The 23709-nt window shown below is 57.9% G+C and carries 16 protein-coding genes; 2 read left to right on the forward strand and 14 right to left on the reverse strand.

The window, feature by feature from the left end:
- Positions 1 to 16: 16 nt before the first annotated feature.
- The 3 genes from QZ177_RS06825 to serA all read right to left on the reverse strand — a co-directional run bounded on the left by QZ177_RS06825 (position 17) and on the right by serA (position 3605).
- Positions 17 to 658, reverse strand: a complete 642-nt coding sequence (locus QZ177_RS06825) for a flavodoxin (protein WP_013741013.1) — start codon at positions 656 to 658, stop codon at positions 17 to 19.
- A gap of 132 nt (positions 659 to 790) precedes the next feature.
- Positions 791 to 2032, reverse strand: coding sequence for a flagellin lysine-N-methylase (gene fliB, locus QZ177_RS06830; protein WP_294176250.1), 1242 nt, complete (start codon positions 2030 to 2032; stop codon positions 791 to 793).
- Positions 2022 to 3605, reverse strand: coding sequence for a phosphoglycerate dehydrogenase (gene serA / locus QZ177_RS06835; RefSeq protein WP_294176252.1), 1584 nt, complete (start codon positions 3603 to 3605; stop codon positions 2022 to 2024). The genes fliB and serA overlap by 11 nt, the downstream gene beginning before the upstream one ends.
- Before the next feature lie 413 nt (positions 3606 to 4018).
- On the opposite strand from serA, the gene serC reads away from it, so the two are divergent.
- Positions 4019 to 5107 (forward strand): 3-phosphoserine/phosphohydroxythreonine transaminase, encoded by a 1089-nt coding sequence (gene serC, locus QZ177_RS06840; protein WP_294176254.1) that lies wholly within the window; start codon positions 4019 to 4021, stop codon positions 5105 to 5107.
- A 241-nt stretch (positions 5108 to 5348) separates the two neighbouring features.
- Positions 5349 to 5630 carry a helix-turn-helix transcriptional regulator gene (locus tag QZ177_RS06845; protein WP_009646139.1) on the forward strand — a complete coding sequence of 94 codons (282 nt, stop codon included), beginning with the start codon at positions 5349 to 5351 and terminating at the stop codon, positions 5628 to 5630.
- Positions 5631 to 5705: 75 nt separating this feature from the next.
- Here the strand turns inward: QZ177_RS06845 and QZ177_RS06850 are convergent, their stop codons facing one another.
- The 11 genes from QZ177_RS06850 to QZ177_RS06900 all read right to left on the reverse strand — a co-directional run bounded on the left by QZ177_RS06850 (position 5706) and on the right by QZ177_RS06900 (position 23705).
- Complete coding sequence (locus QZ177_RS06850; protein ID WP_294176259.1) at positions 5706 to 7313, reverse strand: DUF4127 family protein; 1608 nt, start codon at positions 7311 to 7313, stop codon at positions 5706 to 5708.
- An 18-nt stretch (positions 7314 to 7331) separates the two neighbouring features.
- Complete coding sequence (locus QZ177_RS06855) at positions 7332 to 8054, reverse strand: DUF2225 domain-containing protein (protein ID WP_265070383.1); 723 nt, start codon at positions 8052 to 8054, stop codon at positions 7332 to 7334.
- A 74-nt stretch (positions 8055 to 8128) separates the two neighbouring features.
- Positions 8129 to 11578, reverse strand: a complete 3450-nt coding sequence (gene malQ, locus QZ177_RS06860; protein ID WP_294176261.1) for a 4-alpha-glucanotransferase — start codon at positions 11576 to 11578, stop codon at positions 8129 to 8131.
- 170 nt (positions 11579 to 11748) lie between these two features.
- A complete protein-coding gene (gene glgA / locus QZ177_RS06865) occupies positions 11749 to 13185 on the reverse strand; it encodes a glycogen synthase GlgA (protein WP_265070385.1) in 1437 nt (478 codons plus the stop codon).
- 132 nt (positions 13186 to 13317) lie between these two features.
- Positions 13318 to 15594 carry a 1,4-alpha-glucan branching protein GlgB gene (gene glgB / locus QZ177_RS06870; RefSeq protein WP_294176263.1) on the reverse strand — a complete coding sequence of 759 codons (2277 nt, stop codon included), beginning with the start codon at positions 15592 to 15594 and terminating at the stop codon, positions 13318 to 13320.
- A gap of 224 nt (positions 15595 to 15818) precedes the next feature.
- Positions 15819 to 18260, reverse strand: a complete 2442-nt coding sequence (locus tag QZ177_RS06875; RefSeq protein ID WP_294176264.1) for a glycogen/starch/alpha-glucan phosphorylase — start codon at positions 18258 to 18260, stop codon at positions 15819 to 15821.
- A 251-nt stretch (positions 18261 to 18511) separates the two neighbouring features.
- Complete coding sequence (gene glgD / locus QZ177_RS06880) at positions 18512 to 19618, reverse strand: glucose-1-phosphate adenylyltransferase subunit GlgD (RefSeq protein ID WP_294176266.1); 1107 nt, start codon at positions 19616 to 19618, stop codon at positions 18512 to 18514.
- 40 nt (positions 19619 to 19658) lie between these two features.
- A complete protein-coding gene (locus tag QZ177_RS06885) occupies positions 19659 to 20813 on the reverse strand; it encodes a glucose-1-phosphate adenylyltransferase (RefSeq protein ID WP_009645888.1) in 1155 nt (384 codons plus the stop codon).
- 243 nt (positions 20814 to 21056) lie between these two features.
- Positions 21057 to 21353: a hypothetical protein gene (locus tag QZ177_RS06890; RefSeq protein ID WP_009645904.1), complete on the reverse strand. Its 297-nt coding sequence runs from the start codon at positions 21351 to 21353 to the stop codon at positions 21057 to 21059.
- 9 nt (positions 21354 to 21362) lie between these two features.
- Complete coding sequence (locus QZ177_RS06895; RefSeq protein WP_294176272.1) at positions 21363 to 21938, reverse strand: N-acetylmuramoyl-L-alanine amidase; 576 nt, start codon at positions 21936 to 21938, stop codon at positions 21363 to 21365.
- A 51-nt stretch (positions 21939 to 21989) separates the two neighbouring features.
- Positions 21990 to 23705 (reverse strand): ABC transporter ATP-binding protein/permease, encoded by a 1716-nt coding sequence (locus QZ177_RS06900; RefSeq protein ID WP_294176274.1) that lies wholly within the window; start codon positions 23703 to 23705, stop codon positions 21990 to 21992.
- Positions 23706 to 23709 lie beyond the last annotated feature (4 nt).

Genomic DNA, 23709 nt, shown 5'->3' on the forward strand with positions numbered 1-23709 from the left:
TCCCTTTCCCATGTCCCTATTCGCTTTTCGCAGCCTCTTTCCAGTTGAGGTTGTCGAGCCATTCCTTGACCAGCGGCTTCACGAGCCGCGGCGTATCGTGGACAAACTTCCCTTCAAGGCCGAGACCGTCGAGAACCTTCGCTCCCTTCGCATGGAGCGGGATGTTCTTCTCATTTCCCGTCAGAGCATCCGTCAGGGACGTCGAAAACGGAATGATCGTCTTGCCCTCGAAATCATTCGTTTCGAGGAATGTATAGACCGCCATCGGCATATCGCTGCACCAGTTCGGGTAGCCGAGGAAGATGATGTCGTAGTCGGCGAGATTCACCTTCTCCGCAAGTTCTGGACGCGCGTTCTCCTTCTGCTCGCGGCGTGCGACCTCAAGCACCTCCTTGAGCTTCTCCGGATACGCCTCCTTCGTCTTGATCTCAAAAAGATCGCCGCCTGTTTCGTCGGCGATGATCTCCGCCAGTGCCGCCGTATTTCCCTTCTCGGTGCGGCCGACGGCATAATTCTCACCCGCGCGGGAGAAATACGCGACAAGCACCTTAGGACCGCCAAAACCGAAACCGGCAAAGGAACCTTGCAGACTGTACGCCGCAGCAGCCAGGACAGTCAGCAAGACAGCGCCGATCAGCATTGCTTTTCTCAAATTCATGATGGCCTCCTCTCTCTTTCCCCTCCATTATAAACGATATAAGGGCACAAGAAAAGAGGCGACATGCCTATGCCGCCTCCATTCTGAGGAATATTCTCCCCATCTTGCTTTTCATCACACCTGCAGCCTGCGTCAGCACTCGCCACAGACGAGCATCTGCCGCATCCAAGGGAGAAGTTCCTGCTCACCCGCTTGAATATAGGCATTCCATGCCTCTGTATAGCGTGGGAAGTGCATCGTGCTGTGCTCTGCACAATCAATGAGGCTCAAAACCTCTTCCTCGCCAACATCCCCCTCGTAGCGCTTCACCCAGGCGATGAGGAAAAACTCCAAGAGTTTCCAACGCGCGACAAGAAGACGCCAGTCGACGAGAAGTGATCCCTCGTATCTACACGGAAACGCCATGAGGAAAATTTCATTGACAAGGTAGTTCTCCAAAACATGGCCATGTGCAGGCAAGAATTTCTCACGATAAAGCGCCCGATATTCTGCATAAAGAGCCTCCAATCGTGCGAGGCTGTTCTCTCCCTGCAGTTCGTAGACCTCTGCCACTTGATTGAAGGAGGCTTCCTCCATATCTGCGCGTCGACCCCAAAAGAGCACATCCCAGTCTCGTCTCTTGACCTCATCCATCCAGCCGAAAAGCCAACGCATGTACGCCGCACTGTCAAACGGCACATACGTCAAAAGCTCTGCGGCAGAGGGCGTCAGATAAAACTCGGCGATGCCCGACAACTCGCGCTCCTCTGTCCCCGCGTCGAGCGACTCGTCCACACGGTCAATGAAGAAACCCAAGAGAGCCAAGCGATCATCCAGCGTATAGCAACGCTGCTGCAGGAGAGCAAGCGCCGTCTCCTGCACGATGCGAAAAGCGCCCGCGTCCATCTTCGGCTGCACTGCCCAGCAAGCATCGCGTAAAAGCGGCGCCTGCACGCGCTCCAGGCGCATAGGATTCTTGCCGAGCAAAAGAAGTTTCCTCGCGATCGGGCAGGTAAGCGTCAAAGAGCCTGACGCCATATTGTCAAACAAATACGTCACTCGCGGATAAAACGCACAGGTCGACGACAGATATTCCTCCCCCAGATTTTTTTGCAGGAAACAAAGCCCATCGGCCTCAAGCAGTGCGCAGGCTTCTCCCTCTTCATCGCGCAGTTTCATGACATAATTGCCATCTTCGCTTCGTTCGACAGCAGAGAGAACACGCCGCCGAATTTTGGTGTTCGGGATTTTCTGATAGAGCGAATGATGCTCTTCATCTACAATAACCCTCCAGCCATGACAGCACTTCGAGTTGCAAATGCTGCCATCGCACCGAAACTCTGCCACACAGGCAGGACGCAGGGTATCGAAGCAACTCTGCCCCTCAGATCGCATGGAAGTTCACGAGGCGTGCGCCGAAGATGCCGTCGACGGCGGTGATCTGCTGCAGCAGATCTTCGGGGATGTCGTGATCGACGGTCAGCACCATGACGTTCGTGCCTTCCTTGTCCGTGCGGCCAACCTGCATGCTCGAAATGTTGACACCGCGCTCGCCCATCATCGTGCCGACCGTGCCGATGACGCCGGGACGGTTGATGTGCGGGCAGATGAGGATGCGATCGTGCGGATCGACGTCGACGCGATAGCCGTTGATCGAAACGATGCGGCCTTCCGTGCCGAAGAGCGTGCCCTTGACAACCGTTTCTCCCTTCGCCGTCTTGACGCAGACGGCGATGAGGTTCTGGAAGTCTTGCGACTCCTTGTGCTTTACCTCGCGCACCTTGATGCTGCGCTCCTTGGCAAGGCTCGGTGCGTTGACGTAATTGACGTTGAACTCTAGGACGGGGTTCAGCATGCCCTTGATGACGCCCGTCGTGAGCATCTGCGTGTTGACCTCCGTGATGTCGCCACTGTACTCGACGGCAAGCTCCGTGATCGCGCCGTCAGCCAGCGAGCATACCGTACAGCCAAGGCGCTCGGCGAGGTCGAGATAGGGGCGGATGACGTGCATGACGTCTGCCGACACGGGCGCCATGTTGACCGCTGTCAAGACAGGCTCGCCTGAAAGCGCCGCACGGATTCCTTCCGCCACGTCGAGGGCGACGCCGATCTGCGCCTCGACCGTCGATGCGCCAAGATGCGGCGTGAGGATGATGCCCGGCACGCCGACGAGCGGGTTGCCCTCTTCCAAAGGCTCGCTCGTGAAGACGTCGATCGCCGCGCCCGCGACATGCCCAGCCTTCACGGCGTCGGCGAGATCCTGCTCGTTGATGATGCCGCCGCGCGCGCAGTTGACGAGGCGCACACCCTTCTTCATGCGTGCGATCGCCTTCTTGTCGAGCATGTCCTTCGTATCGGGATTGAGCGGCATGTGCACCGTGATGAAGTCCGACTTCTCGATCACTTCGTCGAGCGTGCCGACGACGACGCCCATCGCCTTGGCACGCTCCTCGTTGATGTACGGATCGTAGCCGATGACGTTCATATCGAAGGAAAGCGCGCGCTTGGCGACGCCCGAGCCGATGCGCCCCATGCCGATGACGCCGAGCGTCTTGCCGCGCAGCTCGACGCCGACATACTTCTTGCGATTCCACTCGCCCTTCTGCATCGTCTCGTTGGCGATGGGAATGTTGCGGCTCATCGCGAGCATCATCGCCATCGTATGCTCCGTCGCCGCGATCGTGTTGCCGCCCGGCGAGTTGATAACGATGATGCCGCGCGCCGTCGCCGCTGCCACATCAATGTTGTCGACGCCGACGCCCGCGCGGCCGATGATCTTGAGCTTCGCCGCCTTGTCGATGACATCCTTCGTCACTTTCGATGCCGAGCGCACGATAACGGCCTCGAAATCGCCGATGATGTCCAGAAGCTCCTCATGCGAAAGCTTCGGCTTCTCGACAACCTCGAACTTCGGGGAAAGGATGTCAATCGCCTTCTGAGATACGCCGTCTGCTACGAGAATTTTCATATCCATCGCTCCTCTACGACTAGATGTTCACTCCATAAGCAATTTACGCGCACAAACGTCCACTCCGTGGACATTGTGCGCCGCCCTTAATGAAAGTTATCCAATCAGTTTGCGCCTTCGGCTTGACTTCTTGGACTTTCATAGTAAACTACACGCACAAACGTCCACTCTGTGGACATTGTGCGCCGCCCTTAATGAAAGTTATCCAATCAGTCTGCGCCTTCGGCTTGACTTCTTGGACTTTCATAGTAATATCATATCATTTTTCCAGCAACTTATCCAGTGGACAATCGTATGGCAAGCATACTTACCGAGAAAACAAAGATTCACTTGACGAAAACACGAAAAAGGGGGTAGAATTGAGTGTATATTTGTATAGGAGTCACTTTTTCACTCTGTCAGGAGGTCTTTCTGTGGAAGCGAATCGCATTTACAATTTCAATCCCGGCCCTGCCACTCTGCCGCTTGAGGTGCTCAAGGAAGCGCAGGCGGAGTTTCTCAATTTCGACAACTCGGGCATGTCGATCCTCGAGATCTCACACCGCGCCAAGGCGTATGACGAGGTGCACAACCGGGCGAAGGCAGACATCCTCTCGCTCATGGGACTCGGCGACGACTACGACGTGCTCTTCGTGCAGGGCGGCGCGAGCCTCGCTTTCGCCATGATTGCGATGAACTATGCGACGAAGGAGAAGAAGGGCAGCTATGTGCTGTCGGGCAGCTTCGCTACGAAGGCTTACGACGAGGCCGCGCTCCTCGGCGTCGGCGAGATTGCAGCTTCCTCGAAGGACGGCGGCTTTCGCCATGTACCGACGCAGGCGGAGATCAAACTCGATCCGAATGCAGCGTATCTTCATCTGTGTTACAACAACACGATCTACGGCACGGAGTATCACTATATCCCCGAGACGGGCGATGTACCACTGATCGCCGACATGTCGTCCGACATGCTCTCGCGTCCCCTCGACTTCAAGAAATTCAGCTTCATCTACGCGGGCGTACAGAAAAACCTCGGCCCTGCCGGCACCTGCCTCGTCGTCGCAAAGAAGTCGATGCTCGAAAAGAGCCCCGAGACGCTGCCGACGATGCTGCGCTACTCGACGCACTACAAGAAGAACTCCCTCTACAACACGCCGCCCGCTTTCGGCATCTACATGGTCGGCAAGGTCGCCGCATGGATCAGGGCGCAGGGCGGCCTCGCCGAAATGGCGAAGCGCAACGAGAAGAAGGCGGCGCTGCTCTACGATGCGATCGACAGCTCCGACGGCTTCTACAAGGGGCATGCGGACAAAGACAGCCGCTCCTTCATGAACGTCACCTTCCGCCTGCCTAGCGAGGAGCTTGAAAAGAAATTCGTCGCCGAAGCCGCAGAATATGGACTCGGCGGCGTCAAAGGACACCGCTCCGTCGGCGGCATGAGGGCATCGATCTACAACGCGATGCCCTACGAAGGCGTAGCCGCCCTCGTCGACTTCATGCAGAAGTTCCGCAAGGAAAACTGAGATATGTATAGAGAAGCAAGAACCCGCAGCTGATTTTCAACTGCGGGTTCTTGCTTCTCTGTCTTGTTTTTCGTTATCGTATATGATAACATTGAACCGAGGAGGCTGAAGCATGTCTTGGAATATCGACTTTTATCATTGTCCTTCTCCACGGATTCAAAAAGAAAACGATGCGAACTCCGCTAAGGGAATTGGCACGCGCCTTGCAATACAAAGCAGACTATGAGAGGAGGTCTAGAAAATGAAGCCAGGAGTGAGCCTGTCGCATATTCGCGAAAAATTGCTGGAGAATGAGAATTTTGCTTCAGAATATGAGCGACTGCAGCCGCGCTATAAACTGATCGCCCAGATCATAGCCGCCCGCACCGAGCAGAATATGACGCAGAGCGAGTTGGCTCAGCGCATGGGCACGCAGCGTTCGAACATCTGCCGCTTGGAAAGCGGCACATATAATCCATCGTTGGATTTCCTGATTCGTACAGCACATTCGCTTGGAAAAGAACTTCAAATCGAACTTCGATGAATGTTGACTTGCGTAAAAGAGCCGCCCGAAGCTGGAATCCAGCTTCGGGCGGCTCTTTTATACGCTTTTCTTACATCACTGTGCCGTCACGATGTCAGCTTCAAACATGCGATTCCATGGGAAGTTGACCTTTATCTCGCGCAGTGCGGGCAGGGGCGGCAGATTGTTGTCGGCGAACTCGCGCATCATGCGGTCGGCGCGGTACTGAACGCCGAGGATCTTGTCGTCGAGACTCATGTAGACGCCGCTGCCGCGCAGCCAGCCGAGCTGACGCGCGATCTTGTTGCGGACGTTTGCCTGATACGCCCAATCGTCGAGGTAGCGCGTGAGCAGCAGGCTGTCCCGCGCGTCGTCCGTCATGCGCTCGGCAAGAAGCCCCTCAGCGACGGCAAAGCCCGTGCTGTTCGTCGGGGTATTCCAACCGGCGTAAGCGCGCAGCTTGAACAGCAGATCCTCGCGCTTCAGGCCTTCCATGAGTGCGTTGTCCGCGCCGTTCGCATAGGCGACGTCGGCGATGCCGACGGGATAACCTTTGGCGATGTAGTCCTTGAGCAGGTCGAGGAAGTACTGCGTGCCGTCGCGCACCTTGCCGTCGTTCGTGCGGTCGTTCGCTTCATACGTCTTGCCGTTGGGATTCGTATTGACGAGCAGGACGTACTCCGACTTCTCAGGGCGCTGAATGAGGACGGCGCCCGCAGCCGTGGCGGCGGCACGCACCGAGTCCTGGATATGCTCGTCGGAGTAGGCGGGCACGGTGCGCCCGCCCGTGCCCTTGTTGTAGCGAACGTGAATGAAGGGCATCTTGTGCTCGATATTGTTGACGGCACGCGAAAGCAGGAGAAGTCCCACCTCGTCAATGCCCGACATCGTCTGAAACTTCGAGGAGCCGAGTCCTGCGCTGTAGGCGAGGAGCTTCCGGCCTTCCATGTGCGTCTGCGAATACGGCGCATTGTCGTCGCGCCCGAGCACGAAGTAGTCAAAGACGCCGCTCTTCGTATAGTCGATGAGCTTTTCATTCGCCGCAAAGTTCTTCGTGCGGCGGCTCATCCAGTCTTCCATGGACTTTTCGGGAATCAGCTCTTTCAAGAAAGCGTATTCCTTCTTTTCCCTGGAGGTCAGTCCTTCGACTTCCTGCTTGTCCGTCAGGAGCGTATAGCGAAAGATGTCCGCGCCGTAGTTCTTGTAGTAGCCTGGCTCTTCCGAGCCCGACGCCTCGCCCGAACGCGGCGTGCGCATGATCGAGCCGAAGACGTAGAGCGGCAGCGCGGGATGCGCTGCGCGGAAGTCCTGGAAGTTCTTGAGACGTGCCACGATTTCACCGCGCGTGCAGTCGTGCTTTCTTGAGCCTACGAGACTGCCGTAGAGCATCGAGTCCGACGAGATGACGGCGGCACTGACCCCGGACGCATTTTCCTCCGCCCAAGTCCAAAGCTCCTCGGGATGTCCGAGGTCGGTGCGGCTGCCGAGCATGTCGTCGGGCGGCACGATGACCTCGTAGCCAAGTTCGCGCACAACGTCCGCCGTCTGCTTGTCTGAGATCGGACGGTTGTCGTGCGGAATGAACATGATGCGCTTCTGGCGCGACATCTCCTCTGCCTTGTCCTTCTTGCCCGCTTCAGCGGCAGGCAGAACGAGGAAGGCGAGCGCGAGCAAAAGCGCTAAGATCTTATACGTTTTCTGCAATTTGCACTTCCCTTCTTTTCACTCTGCGGGAGCCGCATCGTCTGACGTCTCGACACGCTCTTCCTTCATCTTGTCGCGCATATCTGACCACAGATCCTTCGCGCGGTCGACGGTCACGCGCTCCTTCGTCTCAAGCTCCTTATTGTGCATGAGCATCGACAGATACCGGCCAGCCGTATCGTAGTCGCCGAGGCGGAAATGGATCGCACCGATCAGGTAGATGCAGTCGGCTTCCGTCATCTGTCCTTGTGGGAAAACCTCGCGCGAGCGCGACTCGATGTAGAGCTTGCCGGCTTCCGCGAGGAACTTCTCCTCGTTCTCCTTGTCGCCTGCCTCACGGTAAATCCATGCGAGCGTGAGGTTCAGCCCCGCCTTGTGGGCGAATGTCTCCGTCGTGAACTTCGTGTAGAAGATCGCGAGCTTCAGCGCCTTGATGGCGTCGTCGCGCGTGCGCTGCTCCTTGAACTCGCTCGTCCCATGATGCCCGGCGAGGAAGTCCTGAATCTCCTTCTTCGCCTTCGGTGCGACGCCGTTCAGGAAGTGGCGCTCGTCCTCGGCGTAGCCGCAGTGCTCACAGACCCAGATGCGGTAGTAGTAAGGATTGATGTCCTTGTAATGCGTGCAGAGGTCGTTGTCGACCGTCTCGGTAATAAGGCGCGAGCGCACTTTCGTCGCACGCGTTTCCATGCTGCAGATCGGGCAGGGCTTCTTCACCACATAGAGATAATCCTTTTCAGCCATTGTATCAGATCTCCTTTGCTGTAATCATATATCTGCAGGGACGGCGGATCTTTTCCGCCGTCCCATTGCATACGCTACCTTTCGTACAGCTCGCATAAGCCCCGGAGACGCTTCGCGTCCTCTTCGGCATGCGCGAAGTCCTTGAGCCGCCAGCGCCAGTTGATGCCGACGGTGCCGGGCACGTTCATGCGGCTGCGGCTGTCGAGGGCGCGTACATCCTGCATGGGGATGATGACGAGACGCGCGTTCGACGCATAGGCAAACTCGACGAGCTTATCGCAGATGTCCTTCGGCCGGTCGATACGTGCGTTCAGAAGCTCCGCTACCGCCGCCCGCTCGGGGGCGTCGAGATCCTGCGTGAACCAGCCGACCGTCGTATTGTTATCGTGCGTGCCCGTGTAGACGATGGAGTTTTCGGGCACGGCGATTCCGACGCGGCGCATCTCGTTGAAGTTCAGGCAGAAATGCAAAACCTTCATGCCCGGATAGCCGCAGTCGTCGCGCAGTTTCTCGACTTCGTTGGTGATGATGCCAAGATCCTCGGCGACGATGGAAAGGTTCTCGACCGACTTCTCCATCTCTTCGAAGAATGCCTTGCCGGGACCCTTGCGCCAGCAGCCATTGACCGCTGTCTTCGCCTTGCCGTCGATCTCCCAATACGCCTCGAAGCCGCGGAAGTGATCGAGGCGCACGATATCGACGAGCGAGCAAAGCTTCCGAAAGCGAGCCTTCCACCAGCCGTAGCCGTCTTCCTTCATCGCCGTCCAGTCGTACTGTGGGTTGCCCCACAGCTGTCCCGTCGCGCTGAAGTAGTCGGGCGGTACGCCCGCGACCGTCTTCGCCGTGCCGTCCTCGTTGAGCGAGAACAAGTTTTGGTTCGCCCAGACGTCGACGCTGTCGTGCGAGACGAAGATGGGCATGTCGCCCATGATTTTGACGCCCTTTTTGTGCGCGTACTCGTGCAGGTGCTTCCACTCTTTGTCAAACAGATACTGCCAGAACTTCTGGCAGCCGATCTCGTCCGCCAGGCGCTCTCGCGCCGCACGAAGAGCGGCGTTCTGTCGCTCTTTCAGCTCGGGCTTCCACTCGAACCACGGCGCTTTCTTGTTCTCAGTCTTCAAGGCCTCGAAGAGCGCGTAGTCATCAAGCCATGCCGCCTCCTTTTCGCAGAAATCCCGGAAAGCGTCGCTTTCTCCCTGTTTCTGGAAGTTCTTCCACGCACGTTCCAAATGCTTCTTCTTGAACGCCCACGCCCGCTCATAATCGATAAAAGCGGTCGCGCTGTCGGGCGCCGCCTTCACGTCACGCGCCGCAAGCAGTCCGTCATCGATGAGCATGTCGAGCGAAATGAGCATGGGATTGCCCGCGAACGCCGACGGCGATTGATAAGGCGAATAGCCGAAATCGCTGACGGGGCACAGCGGCAGAACCTGCCAGACCTTCTGACCGGCAGCGGCGAGGAAATCGACGAAGCGATAAGCGTCGCCGCCAAGATCGCCGATGCCGTACTTCGACGGCAGGGACGTCGGATGAAGCAGGACGCCCGCTTCGCGCGGGAAGCGCCTTTCCTCCTGCACGGCCTCGTAGATGCGCGCCGAAAGGGGCGGGAGCTTCACGGTCAGGACGCCGCGCTGAACCTGCACGCGTTCCTCCCCTTCGAGGGCTTCCTGCAGCGTTCCCTGCAGGAAATCGCCGACATTGAGCATGACCTTCTCCTCCTGCGTACGACTGCGGTTGATGACGACGACGAAGGCTTCGTTCTTCGCAGGTGCGCCGAACTCGTCCGTGCCGCTTCGGATCGTGCGCGCATAGGCGAGGATGTTGCCCTCGCCCGCGAGCGGCAGGAGGTCGCCCGTTTGAAGCGCCGTATGCTCGTTTCGCAGGCGGATGAGCTTCTTGTACCAGTCGCGCACGGAGATGTCAGGATTCTCCCATGCGTACGGGCTGCGGTTGTACGGATCGCGGAAGCCCTGCATGCCAATCTCGTCGCCGTAGTAGATGCACGGCATTCCCGGATACGTCATCTGCAGGAGCGCTGCGAGGCGCAGCCGATCCGTGCCGAGCTTGTAGTGCTCGGCATCGAGTTTGAAGCGCGACTGATGGATCGCCGGCATGCCGTCGTAGAACGGCGCCTCACCCAAGAGCGTGATCGCTCGCTCGACATCGTGGCTGCCGATGAGGTTCATCATTACATAAAAGTTTTCCTTCGGGTAGTTTTCTCGGAGGCTCTCCAAAAGGCGCATCGCCTGGCGTCCGTCAACGTAGTTGAGCAGGAAGTCCAAAACCGTCTTGCGGAACGGATAGTTCATCGCCGAGTCGATCTCCTGGCCGCAAAGGTACTCGCGCGGCACGCCGTAGCTGATCTTGTTCGACGCGTCCTCCCAGACCTCGCCGATGAGGATCGCATCGGGGTTCGTCGCCTTGAGTTCACGATAGAACGTTTGCGTGAACTTCGCGGGCAGTTCATCGACGACGTCGAGACGCCAGCCACCGATGCCCGTCTTCGTCCAATGGTGCAACACGCTGTTCTCGTCGCGGATCACGAAGTCCATGTAGGACGGTGTCGTCTCCGTCACGTTCGGCAGCGTGGAAAAGCCCCACCAGCTGTCGTATTCGTAAGGATACTTATGGAAGTTGTACCAGCTGTAGTAAGGCGACTCCTGCGACTGAAACGCGCCTAGGCTATCGTAGCTGCCCTCGCGGTTGAAGTAGATGCTGTCGCTTCCCGTATGGCTGAATACGCCATCGAGGACGATGCGGATGCCCTCGGCCTTCGCCGCCTTCACGAGTTCTTGAAACTCCTCGTTCGTGCCGAAGATCGGATCGATCTTGTGGTAGTCGCCCGTATCGTAGTGATGATTGCTCGGCGACTCGAAAACGGGATTGAGATAGATGACAGAAATGCCAAGCTCCCTCAGGTAGGGAAGCTTTGACTTCAGCCCCTTGATATTGCCGCCGAAGAAATCGTACTGCACGATTTCCCTGGTATCGACATCCTTGTAGTAGCAAGGCTGGTCGCCCCAGTGCGCGTGCACGACGGCGCCCTTCTTCTCGATGATCGCATCGCCCTCGCGGCAGAAGCGATCGGGGAAGATCTGGTACATGACGGCGTGCTTCGCCCAGTCTGGGGTCTTCGCACCCTTGTTGAACACGGTGATCTGGAAAGACGGCGGCGCGTTGTCGTAAATGCCGCCCATGCCGCCCAGATGCTCGTTGTTGTTGCCATAATACCATGTGCCGGAACTCGTGACAACGATGAAGTAATACCATAGCAGGCAGCCGGTATCGGGCAAATCGATGCGCGCGACATAAAAGCGGTCCTGGACGCCTTCCGCCGACTTCGCCTCCAGCTCGATGAGCCTTTCCCCCGCACCTTCTCGCCAAAGGCGCAGAATGACCTTCGATACTTCGTCCTGCGTTCGGATGCGAATGCCGAGTTGGACGGAGGATGATGCCTCGGCGGGTCCCACGGGCGAGCGGTAAAACACATCTTGCGAGTTGTGCTCCGCTTCTCGTTGCGCCATAATATCGCCTCCTAAATTCTTCGAAAAAGCAGGGAAATCCGCTAGGAAGGCACCGATAGAAACGCACTTCCCTCTTCCCCTTCTCTACTTTGTTTCGTCTTTTCTTCGCAGAAAATTAATAGGCGAGAAAGGCAAGAAAGCCCAACGCAAGCGTTGGGCTTTGCCAAATCTCACTTCGCCAATAATTTCTCATAGAGCGCCTTGTACTCTCCTGCCGATTTCTTCCAGCTGAAGTCCGCCTGCATGGCGTTCTTGACAATCTTCTGCCAGATTTCGAGCGTACTGCATTCGCGGATGGCGCGCTTGACGGCGTACATCATTTCGTGCGCGTTGTAGTTGCTAAAGAGGTAGCCCGTGCCCTCGCCCGTCTTGTTGCTGAACTGCGTGACCGTGTCCTTGAGTCCGCCCGTCTCGCGCACGACGGGAATCGTGCCGTAGCGCATGGCGATGAGCTGGCCGATGCCGCACGGCTCGTAGTTCGACGGCATGAGGAAGACGGTCGCGCCCGCATAGATGCGCTGCGCAAGCTCGTTCGAGAAGCGGATGTTCGCCGAAACCTTGCTCGGGAAACGCCACGCGAGCCCCTTGAACCAATCCTCATAGACCTTGTCGCCCGTGCCGAGGACGACGAACTGAATGTTCTCGTGCTGCAGGATCTCATCCATGACGCGCACGATGAGATCGAGCCCCTTGGGCGGCACGAGGCGCGAGACGAGCGCGACCATCGGGATCTGGCGATTTACGGGCAGCCCGAGCTGCTTCTGCAGCGCGACCTTGTTGTCGATCTTGCGGTCGATGGACGTGATGTCGAACGTCTCGTAGATCGCCTTGTCCGTCGCCGGGTTGTAGACGTCGTAGTCGAGTCCGTTAACGATGCCGTAGATGTCCGCGCTCCTCTTCCTAAGAAGTCCGTCAAGCATCTCGCCGAAGTATTCGTACTGGATCTCCTCGGCGTAGGTGCGCGACACCGTCGAGATATAGTCGGCGTAGGTTAGGCCGCCCTTCATGAAGTTGACGGCATCGTAGAATTCCAGATCGCCGTTCGTGAAATACTTCCAGTCAAGTCCTAAGACATCCTGCATGACGTTCTTCGGAAAGACGCCCTGATACTTGAGGTTGTGGATCGTGTAGATCGTGCGGATTTTCTCGTAGCGCGCATCCCCCATGTGCTCAAGCTTCAAGAGCACGGGAACGAGTCCCGCGTGCCAGTCGTTCGCATGGATGATGTCGGGCCAGAAATCCATCGCTTCCAGGAGATTCAGGACGGCGCGCGCGAAGAAGGAGAAGCGCTCCGCATCGTCGTCGTAGCCGTAGAAGCCCTCGCGGTAAAAGTATTCTTCATTGTCAATGAAGTAGTAGGTCACGCCATCCATGACGAGTCGGTCAACGCCGACGAACTTGTCACGCCATGCGACATTCAGCGTGCCGTCGTAAAGATGTTCCATCTTGTCGATGTATTCCGCTGAGATCTTGCCGAACTTCGGCATGACGACGCGGATGTCAACGCCCTGCTTGACGAGTTCCTTCGGGAGAGATCCCGCAACGTCCGCCAGACCCCCGGTCTTGGCGAACGGCACCGCTTCAGCAGCAACATAAAGTACCCGCATGATATGAACCCCCTTCTCTTCTGCGGGGCTTCCAGCCCCTGCCCCGCAGCGCACCATCTTCTATATCGCCCGCACCCGCCTCGGAAGGCTCGCGCCTTCCCCAAGGCGGACGAAGCTGTCATTTCCCCACGATCATTGGGCAGCCGCTTTCTTCTTGCTGCTCTTCTTCGGCGGTTTCGCCGACTTCTTCGCGCCTTTCGCCGTCTCCGTCTTGCGCGGACGAGCCTTGGCGGCAGTCTTTTTTGCCTCGCCGCCCTTCGGCTTCTTCTGCGAGGCAGCAGACGGCTTCTTCACCGTCTCGGTTTTGGAAGACGCCGCCTTCTCTTCGTGCGCCTTCTCCCCCTCTGCCGCTTCGCGGGGCGACTGCTCTGCCTGCGGCGCTTCTTTCTGCGCCGAATCGCTCACCTCCGCCGCCGGCTTCTTCGGCTCTTTTTCCTTCTTCTTCTCCGCGCCCTTGACGACGAGGACTTCCGTCTCCTCTTCAGGCGTGGAGCGTTTGACAAAAGGGAGCGTATCCTTGTGCCTCAGATAGATCGTGGCCATCGGCGGCACCGTGATGACGAGCGACTGCTCGCGGTCGTGCCAGGGGACGTCCTCCGTATGAAGATCGCCCTCGTTTTTCACGCCCGAGCCGCCGAACTCCTCGGCGTCACTGTTGAAGACCTCGCGGTATTCGCCCTTCTTCGGCACGCCGATGCGGTAGTCATGTCGCACCTCGGGCGTGAAGTTGCAGAGGACGACGAGGAAATCCGCGTCATTGTCGGCCTTTCGGACGAACGTGATGATAGAGTTCTCGCTGTCGTTGCAGTCGATCCACTCGAAGCCGTTCCAGTCGAAGTCGACTTCCCAGAACGGGCGGTTTTCCTTGTAGAACTTGTTCAAGGCGCGCGAGTATTCGAGCATCTTCGTGTGCATCGGGTACTCCTCGACGAGGTGCCAATCGAGGCTGTCGTCGTAATTCCACTCGATGAACTGCGCGAACTCGCCGCCCATGAAGAGGAGCTTCTTGCCCGGATGCGCCATCCAATAGCCGAAGAAGCCGCGCAGTCCCGCGAACTTCTGCCAGTAGTCACCGGGCATCTTGCTCACGAGCGAGCATTTGCCGTGCACGACCTCGTCGTGCGACAGAGGCAGCACGAAGTTCTCGCTGAAGGCATACATGAAGGAGAACGTGACCTTGTCCTGATTCCACTTGCGGTAGATGGGGTCGAGGCTCATGTACGAGAGCATGTCGTTCATCCAGCCCATGTTCCACTTGTAGTTGAATCCCATGCCGCCCATGTAGACGGGCTTCGAGATCAGAGGCCAAGCCGTCGACTCCTCAGCGATCATCAAAGCGTCGGGATGGAACTTGAAGATCGCCTCGTTGAGCTTCTTGATGAAGTCCATGGCTTCCAAGTTGCCCGTGTCTCCGTACTTGTTCGGCTGCCACTCGCCGTCCTTCCTGCCGTAGTTCAGATAGAGCATGTTGGCGACGGCGTCGATGCGCAGGCCATCGATGTGGTACTCTTCGAACCAGAACATAGCATTCGAGATGAGGAAGCTCTGCACTTCCGTCCGACCGTAGTCGAAGTTCGTCGTGCCCCACTCCCAGTTCTCGGCGCGCTGTTCGTTGTCCGATTCGTAGAGCGTCATGCCGTCGAAGTGGCGAAGTCCCTGCTCGTCCTTGCAGAAGTGTCCGGGCACCCAGTCCATGATGACGGCGATGCCGTTCGCGTGCGCCGTGTCGACGAAGTAACGGAAGTCATCCGGCTCACCGTAGCGGCTCGTGACCGCGTAGTACCCCGTCGCCTGATAACCCCACGATCCGTCAAACGGATGCTCGCAGAGCGGCATGATTTCGATGTGCGTATAGTTCATCTTCTTCGCGTAGCCGACGAGCTGATCGGCAAGCTCGCGATACGACAGATAGCCGCCTTCAAGCGTGCGCCGCCACGAGCCTAGATGAACCTCGTACGTCAGCATGGGGTTGGAGTACGACGGATGCGTCTTCTTGCGCTCCTGCCAGGCGGCATCGTTCCACTGATATTTGCTCAAGTCGTAGAGGCGCGACGCCGTATTGGGCTTCTTCTCCGCGTAGAAGCCATAAGGATCGGCCTTCATGATGTGCGGGCCGCCCCACTGCGGCTCGATCGCATACTTGTAGACCTCGCCTTCTTCGAGCCCCTCGATGAACGTCACCCAGATCTCGCCGTCGCCGATCTTTTCCATCGTGTGCGTGCGCGTGTCCCAATTGTTGAAGTCGCCGACGACGCTCACGGACTTCGCATGAGGCGCCCAGACGGAAAAGCGCACGCCCTTCCTGCCGTCCTTCTCCACGAAGTGGGCGCCGAGCATCTCGTAAGCGTGGTAGTTGGTCCCTTGGTGGTATAAGAATAAATCGAACTCACTCAAAGCAGATACGTTCACAAAAATTCCTCCCAGCTTAGAAAAACTCTAGGAAACGCGGAGAAAACGCGCATGCGTCAAGATGCGACGCTGCATTCTTCCGCACTTCCGTCAGCCCTCGCTTCGATGCGGGAAGACACTCCCGCTGTCCGGGCCTGCGGCTTGCTTTGCAGCTTACTGACCAGATGCGATATTCGACCGCCGCCCCTGCGGCTTCGCGCAAGGGGCAGCAAACCGGCCTTCCGTCAGACGATGATCGCTGGCTTCACATGCCAGATGTCGTCCGCGTACTCCTTGATCGTGCGATCCGAAGAAAATACGCCCGAATTGGCAATGTTGATCGCCGATGACTTGAGCCACGCAGCCTGATTCTCGTACTTGCGGTTCATGTTTTTGTGCGCCCTGTCGTACGCGCCGAAATCCTTCAACACGAAGAACTCGTCGTTGCCTTGAATCAAGTAATCGCGCAGCGAGTGGAAATCACCGTAGGTGCCGTCGACGAGCTGCGAGACGACGAGGCGCACGGCGGGGTTCGTGTTGTACTCGTCCCACGCCTTGTAACTGCCTGTCGCGTAGTAGTTCAGAACCTCCTCTGCACGGAGGCCGAAGATCTCGCAGTGCTCGCGGCCGACCGCCTGACTGATCTCAACGTTCGCGCCGTCGAGCGTGCCGAGCGTCAGAGCGCCATTCATCATGAACTTCATGTTGCCCGTGCCCGAGGCTTCCTTCGAAGCCGTCGAGATCTGCTCGGAGATGTCGGCCGCCGGATAGACGATCTCACCGATGGAAACGCCGAAATTCTCGATGAAGACGACCTTGAGCATATCGCTGACCGCCTTGTCGTTATTGATCTTGTCGGCGACGGCATTGATCAGGCGGATCGTCTCCTTCGCGATGTAGTAGCCGGGCGCCGCCTTGCCGCCGAAGAAGCGCGCCGTCGGCGGGATGCGGAAGCGCTTGTTCGTCTTCAGCTCATGATAGAGGTACATGATATGCAGGATGTTCATGATCTGGCGCTTGTATGAATGGATGCGCTTGACCTGGACATCGAAGATCATGTCAGGATCGACGAGGATACCACCATGCATGTGGATATAGTCGGAAAGATCGACCTTCCTGAGGCGCTTGATCTTCGAAAGTTCCGCCAAAAACGCTTTGTCCGTCACATGATCGTTGAGGTGAGAGAGCTGATCGGGCGCCTTCTGCCATGCGTCACCGATCGTCTCGTCGATGAGCGTGGTCAGCTCAGGGTTAGCGCCGATGAGCCAGCGGCGATGCGTGATGCCGTTCGTCTTGTTGTTGAACTTCGTCGGATAGTAACGGTTGAAGAACTTCAACGTGTCTTTCTTCAGGATGTCCGTATGGATCGCTGCGACGCCGTTGACGCTGTGGCTGCCGACAATGGCGAGCCGCGCCATGTGCACCTGCCCGTCCTCGATGATGGAAAGCTCGCGCACCATCTGCTCGTCGTTCGGGAAGCGCCTGCGCACCTCCTCGATGTGGCGGCGGTTGATCTCCTCGACGATCATGTAGATGCGCGGCAGAAGCGGGCGGAACATGTCGATCGGCCACTTCTCCAAGGCTTCCGGCATGATCGTATGGTTTGTGTACGCCATCGTCTCGCACGTGATCTCCCACGCCTCGTCCCAGTCCATCCTCTCTTCATCGACAAGGATGCGCATGAGCTCAGCGACGGCGACCGCCGGATGCGTATCGTTGATGTGAATGGCGATCTTCTTCGCGAAATCCTTGATATCCATGCCCGCGAGCAGGTAGTGGCGCACGATGCTCTGCACGCCCGCCGACACGAAGAAGTACTCCTGGATGAGGCGCAGGCGGCGCCCTTCGTAGGAGCTGTCGTCGGGGTACAGGTACTCCGTGATGCTCTCGACGAAGTTGCGGTATTCCTTCTTCGCCTGGATCTGCTCGTGCGTCATTGTTCCATAGTCGGAAAAATCGCGGTTGACTTCGGCGTTCCACAGGCGCAGCGTATTGACCGTATTGTTGCGGAAGCCGACGATCGGCACGTCGTAAGGAATAGCCATGACCGTCAGGTAGTCTTCGTGTACAAGAGAGAGGCTGCCGTCCTCCTCCTCCTTCATGTAGGCATTGCCATTGAACTTGACGTTGACCGCCTTGTCCGCCTTGCGATACTCCCACTCAAAGCCATTGCCGAGCCAGTTGTCGGGAATCTCGACCTGGTTTCCCTTGATGATCTTCTGCTCGAAGAGTCCGTACTGATAGCGTATGCTGCAGCCGTGCCCGGGAAGCCCCAAAGAGGCCATCGAATCGATGAAGCAGGCTGCGAGACGTCCGAGACCACCGTTGCCAAGACCCGCGTCCGGCTCCTCTGGGAAAACCTGATCCAAATCGACGCCAAGCTCTTCCAAGGCGTCGGAGAAAAGCTCCATTTCACCCAAGTTGACGAGATTCGAACGCATGAGCCGCCCGAGCAGGAATTCGATTGAAAAGTAGTAAACCTGCTTGTCGCGACGCTTCGTGTACGCCTTGTTCGTCTTGACCCAGTTCTCGCTGATGTACTGTTTCACGACGGCAGCAATGGTCGCATAAACCTCATGCGACGTGAGGTCGGCGAAATCGCTGCCCCACAGGATATGCGCCGTAGCCAGAAACCTTTGTTTCAAACCTTCCTTTGCCAGCCCCAGCTCATTCCTCTTGTTTGCCATGAGATCAGTCCTCCTAACTTACATTGGCAGCCACTTGGATCTACACGCCTTTCACAAAACGGATCACCGCGCAGTGAAACTCCCCCGAGCGCTTCGACGCACAGAGACGCGGACGAAATGCAGACTGCTTTCTTGCTCTTCTTGCTTCATGATTTCATTGACGAAAAGCCGCCCCGTGCGCCCCACCTTTTCCACGAGGCAAGCGCCCAGGAGCGGCTTCCTTGCGGGCGCGCCGCTGGCGCACCCTTCTATTAGACTACGGCATTCTTGCTGACGATCAGCGGGTAGTTTGGCGCCCCCTTGAGCCAGCGTCCCTTCGTGATCACGACGTTCTTGTCGCAGATCACATTTTCGACAAGCGCGTCATCCTCAAGGTCGCACTTCTCCATGATGATGGAATTCCGGATCTTGACGCCCTCTCCCACCGTCACGCCGCGGAACAGGATGCTGTTCTCGACCTCACCGTAGACGACGCAGCCGTTGGCAACGAGCGAGTTCTGGACGTGCGCGGATTCTTTGTACTGCACGGGTACACCGTCCTTCGACTTCGTGAAGATGAAGCCGTTCTGCATAAAGAGCTCGTCCCAATTCGCAGGTTCGAGCGCCTCCATGTTTGCACGGTAGTACGAGGCGGTCGAGGCGACACACGCCGTATAGCCCTCGTGCATACAGCCGTACATCGTGTAGTGGTCAGCGCGGCGGATGATGCCGTCGAGCACGAGATCCGTGCCGCCGTGCTCGTATGTCGAGCGCACCATGTCGACGAAGATGCGCTTCTCCATGAGCAGCGCTCCGTTCGACACCTTCGAGCCTTGATAGACGACGGGCTTCATGGCGATGTCCTCGATGAGGCCGTTCTCCGCCGTCTCGATGACGACACTTTCATCCGACACCTCTTCTTTGGCAATGTTGTAGACCATTGTGATATCCGCATTCGTATTCTGATGGAAACGCAACACAGGCGCGAAATTCATATTGTAGATGTAGCTCGCGTTTGCGAGAAGCACATACTTCTGTACGCTGTGCTCGACGAAGTCGATGTTCTGATAGAAGGTCTTGAGGTCGCCGGGACGCGTGTCCTTGTCGCCCTTTGCGGGCGGCAGATAGAACATACCCTCGTGACGCCTCGCGAGATCCCAGTCCTTGCCCGAGCGCAGGTGATCCATGACGGAACGAGACTGCTCAGGCAGCACGATGCCGACATGGCTGATACCGGAGTTGACCATGCTCGAAAGTGCGAAGTCAATGACGCGGTAGCGCCCTGCAAACGGCATGGAGCCGATGGGCCGTCTCTCGGTCAGCTCCTTGATGCGCCCGCTGTCTTCCTGCAGGTTGATGAGTCCCATGACCGTGTTCACAATGCTTCACTCCGTTCCTCGAAATCTTGCTGCAAGTGTCTCAGCCCGCTTGCTTGCTTCCGGCCTCTGCTGTTATGACCTCATTCTCGGGAATGACGGCGATCGCGCCTTCCTCGCCCTCGACCTTAGCGCCGGCTGCAATCGTCGCCCCCTGTGCGAGGATTGCATGATCGACGACGGCACCGTCCTCGATCTTCGCGAACGGCATGATGACCGAATTCGTGACGCGTGCGCCCTTGCCGATGCGAACGCCCTGGAAGATCACGGAGTTCTTCACCTCGCCGAAGACCATCGAGCCTTCGCTCACCATCGAGCGGCTCACATGCGCCTCGCGCCCAATGTAGTGCGGCGGCAGCGACGGATTGGACGAATAGATGCGCCAATTGCCGTCGAGGGCAAAGGGCGGCTCGTCCTGCAAAAGATCCATGTTCGCCTGCCACAAGCTCTCGATCGTGCCGACATCCTTCCAATAGCCGTCGAAGGCGTAGGTGAAGAGACGCGCTTTGTCGGCAAGCATCTTCGGGATGATGTTCTTGCCGAAGTCGTGGCTCGACATGGTGTCCTTCGCATCCTCTTCCAGGTACTGCTGCAGGAACTTGCGATTGAAGATGTAAATGCCCATCGAGGCGAGGTTCGACTTCGGTTCGGACGGCTTCTCCTCAAACTCGATGATGCGCCCATCCTTGTCGGCGTTCATGATGCCGAAGCGAGGTGCCTCTTCCCACGGCACCTCGATGACGCCGATCGTCGCTTCCGCCTTGTGCCCCTTGTGCGCCTCAAGCATCCACGAGTAATCCATCGTGTAGATATGGTCGCCCGAAAGGATTAGCACATAGTCGGGATCGACGATGTCGATGAAGTTGATGTTCTGATAGATGGCGTCCGCCGTTCCCTGATACCAGTCGGCGCCCTTCTCGCGCGCATAGGGCGGCAGAATGAAGACGCCGCCGTCCTTCTTGTCGAGATCCCACGCGCTTCCCGTGCCGAGATAGTTGTGAAGCTCCAGCGGACGGTACTGCGTGAGGACGCCGACCTTGTCGATGCCGGAATTGGCGCAGTTGCTCAAGGGAAAATCAATGATGCGGTACTTGCCGCCAAACGGTACGGCGGGCTTTGCGATCTTCTTCGTCAAGGCGCCCAGGCGACTTCCCTGCCCACCCGCCAAGATCATGGCCAGATACTCTGTTTTTCTCATAAAAATCCCTCCTCGGGGCGCAACTTGCCGCGCCCATATTTCACCTTGCTAACCATCGCACTTTTCCGCCCATGCGGAGGAAACGAATGTCTTGCTCTTTCGTATTTTCTTACGTTTTTATATCTATTCCACAAAACACGAAGATTTCCTGCTGTAATAGCCACGGAAAATGTTTTTTTCTCGTTTTTTCAAACGCTTGTCCACGGAACGCAGCACATAAAAAGGGCGGCCGCACGCCGCCCGTCAAAGAAAAAGCATGGCGATCGCCCCGATGAAGAGCGCTATGCCGATGCCCCGCAAGAAGCCTGATGTCGCCTTGCCGAAACTCCCGAGGTACTTTTCCGCGAGCGGCTGCAAGAAGAAGAGCAGAATGGAGACCGCAGCGATGAGAAGCGGCACATCATGCGTGTAGAGTGAGTAGCCAAGTCCGAGGATGACGAGCGTGAGGTTGCGCTTCGTGTTTCGTCCGCGCGTCTTTTCCTGCGCCTTCACCTCTGGTGGCGGCTTCGGGATTCGCCGATAATGATACGATTCGCTCATGTCGTCCTCCTACAGGCGCGAAGCGCTCGCACAAAGCCCCGAGAGCTTCGCATAGAGGTTCTTGCCCGGGCAGAGCGTCGAGTTGAAATCACGATGACCAAAGACCGTACCCGCGCCGGGCTTTAGCTTGTAGCGATGCGAAAGTTCCGCGATGAGTCGCATGGCGGAATCAAGCTGCACGGTCGTCGGCTCCGCCTGCTCAAAATCGCCGACAAGGTTGATGCCGATCGACGTCGCGTTGTGGTGCCAGCAATGCGCGCCAACGGCGTCGAGCGGACGCCCGCGCTCGATGATGCCGTTCTTGTGCACGACGAAGTGATAGCCGATGCCCGACCAACCGTTCTGCAGATGCCACTGGTGAATCGTCGCTGCCGACACCTCGCGATCCGTGTCGCCGATATGGTGCAGGATGATGCTGTCCGTGAAGCTTCGCTTGTCGAGCTCCAAGAACGTCAGATTCGTCTCCACGACATGCACGCCGTTCGAGATGGCTGCCTTCGCCTCCTCGGGCACGAGGAGACTCGGCGCGACATAGGCGCCTGCGGCAAGAAGGACGGCATTTTTGAGGAAATTTCTGCGATTCATATAGGAGATACCCGCTTTCTGTTTCTGGTTCACTCTTGGTTCATTTTTCGTTCATGCTGATTCCGTGAGCACGCGCGTTGAAAAGCCGCCCGCCCCATCGAGATGAAGTTCCCTTTCGTGCTGCTCTCGAAGCGTCGAGCGATGCCCGACGCTCACGATGCCCATCTCGGGCAGCTCGTGCGCGAGCATTTCATACATTTCCTGCTCGCGCGCCTCGTCGAGCGCACTCGTCGCCTCGTCGAGGAACACCCACGCGGGGCGCACGAGCAGGATGCGTGCAAAGGCGATGCGCTGCTGCTCGCCAAGCGAAAGGATGTGGCTCCAATCGGCAGTCTCGTCGAGCCGCGGGAGAAAGGCTTCCATGCCGACGAGCCGCAGGGCACGCTCCATCTCCTCGCGCGGCCCTTGCGCCGTCAGAGGATAAGCAACGGCGCGCGCCAGCGTGCCAAGCGGCAGATAAGGGCGCTGTGAAAGGAAGAGCCGCTTTTCATTCACTGGGAACGCCGCGCGGCCATGCGCGAACGGCCAAAGCCCCGCAAGGGCGCGAAGAAGCGTCGACTTGCCCGCACCCGACGCGCCCGTGACGAGAAGCGCTTCACCCGGTGCAAGCGAAAACGAGCAACCTTGCAAAAGCTCCGTGCCGTCGGGCAGAGAGACGCAAAGTCCTTCCACGTCGAGGCCGCCGGAAGACTTCGAAAGCGCGACGGCACTCTCCTTGGCATCGACCTCTTCCATGTGCGCCGTGAAGCCGCTCAGTCGACGCACGACGGCCGCATACTCGGCAATCGAGCCGTATGCCTCGACGAAGTAGGAAAGCGCGTCCTGCACCTTACCAAAGGCCGAGATCGTCTGCATGAGTCCTCCCAGGGCCATCTCGCCGCCAAAGTAGCGTGGCGCCGCCATGACGAGAGGCACGATGATCGCGAGCTGCGCGTAGCCGTTGATGTAGAAGTTCAGGATCTTCGTCTGACGCATGAGTTCACGGAAGTTGCCGATGACACGCGCGAAGCGCTCGGAAAAGCCGCGCACCTCCTGCGCCTCACCGCCGTAGAAGGCGACGCTCTCGCTGTTTTCGCGCACGCGCATCATGCTGAAGCGGAAGTCCGCTTCGAAGCGCTGCTTCTCGAAGTTCAGCCCAATGAGCTTCCTGCCGACGCGGTGCGCGCCGACCGTGCCCAAGACGGAGTAGATGAGCGAGAACCACAGCATGTAGCCGTAGATGTGAAACTCCCAGCTGCCGACAGGAACGGTCAAAACGCCTGACAGATTCCACAAGACGACGGCAAACGCCGCGAGCGTCGTCAGCTGCTTCAAAAAGCCTACGGAGAGCGTGAGCGTCAGCTCGACGAACTGCCCGATGTCCTCCGATATTCGCTGGTCTGGATTGTCCGTGCCCTCGACGAGCGTTTCGAGCTTGTAATAGGCGCGGTTCTCCATCCAGCGTGCGAGGTAGCGATCCGTGAGCCATGTGCGCCATTTGATCTGCAGCATCTGCCGCAGATAGATGGCGTAGACGGCGACGGCGATATGCACGAAGGCGAGAAACGCGAACTTGCCGACGAGCGGCCAGAAAAGCTCGTACTCGTAAGCCTGCAGGGCATTATAGAACTCGTTGTACCAATCGTTGATCAGGACGAGCATGCCGACCGCAACGAAATTCAGCGCGATGACGACGGCGAGAAGCCCTCGCGCCTTCCACTTCTCCTCGGAAAACCAATAGCCGCGAACGATCGCGCGGCATATACGCCAGACGCTCTTCTTCTCCACAAAC

Origin of the sequence: uncultured Selenomonas sp., assembly GCA_905372355.1 — a bacterium.
In the GTDB taxonomy this organism is placed as follows: Bacteria; Bacillota; Negativicutes; order Selenomonadales; family Selenomonadaceae; genus Selenomonas.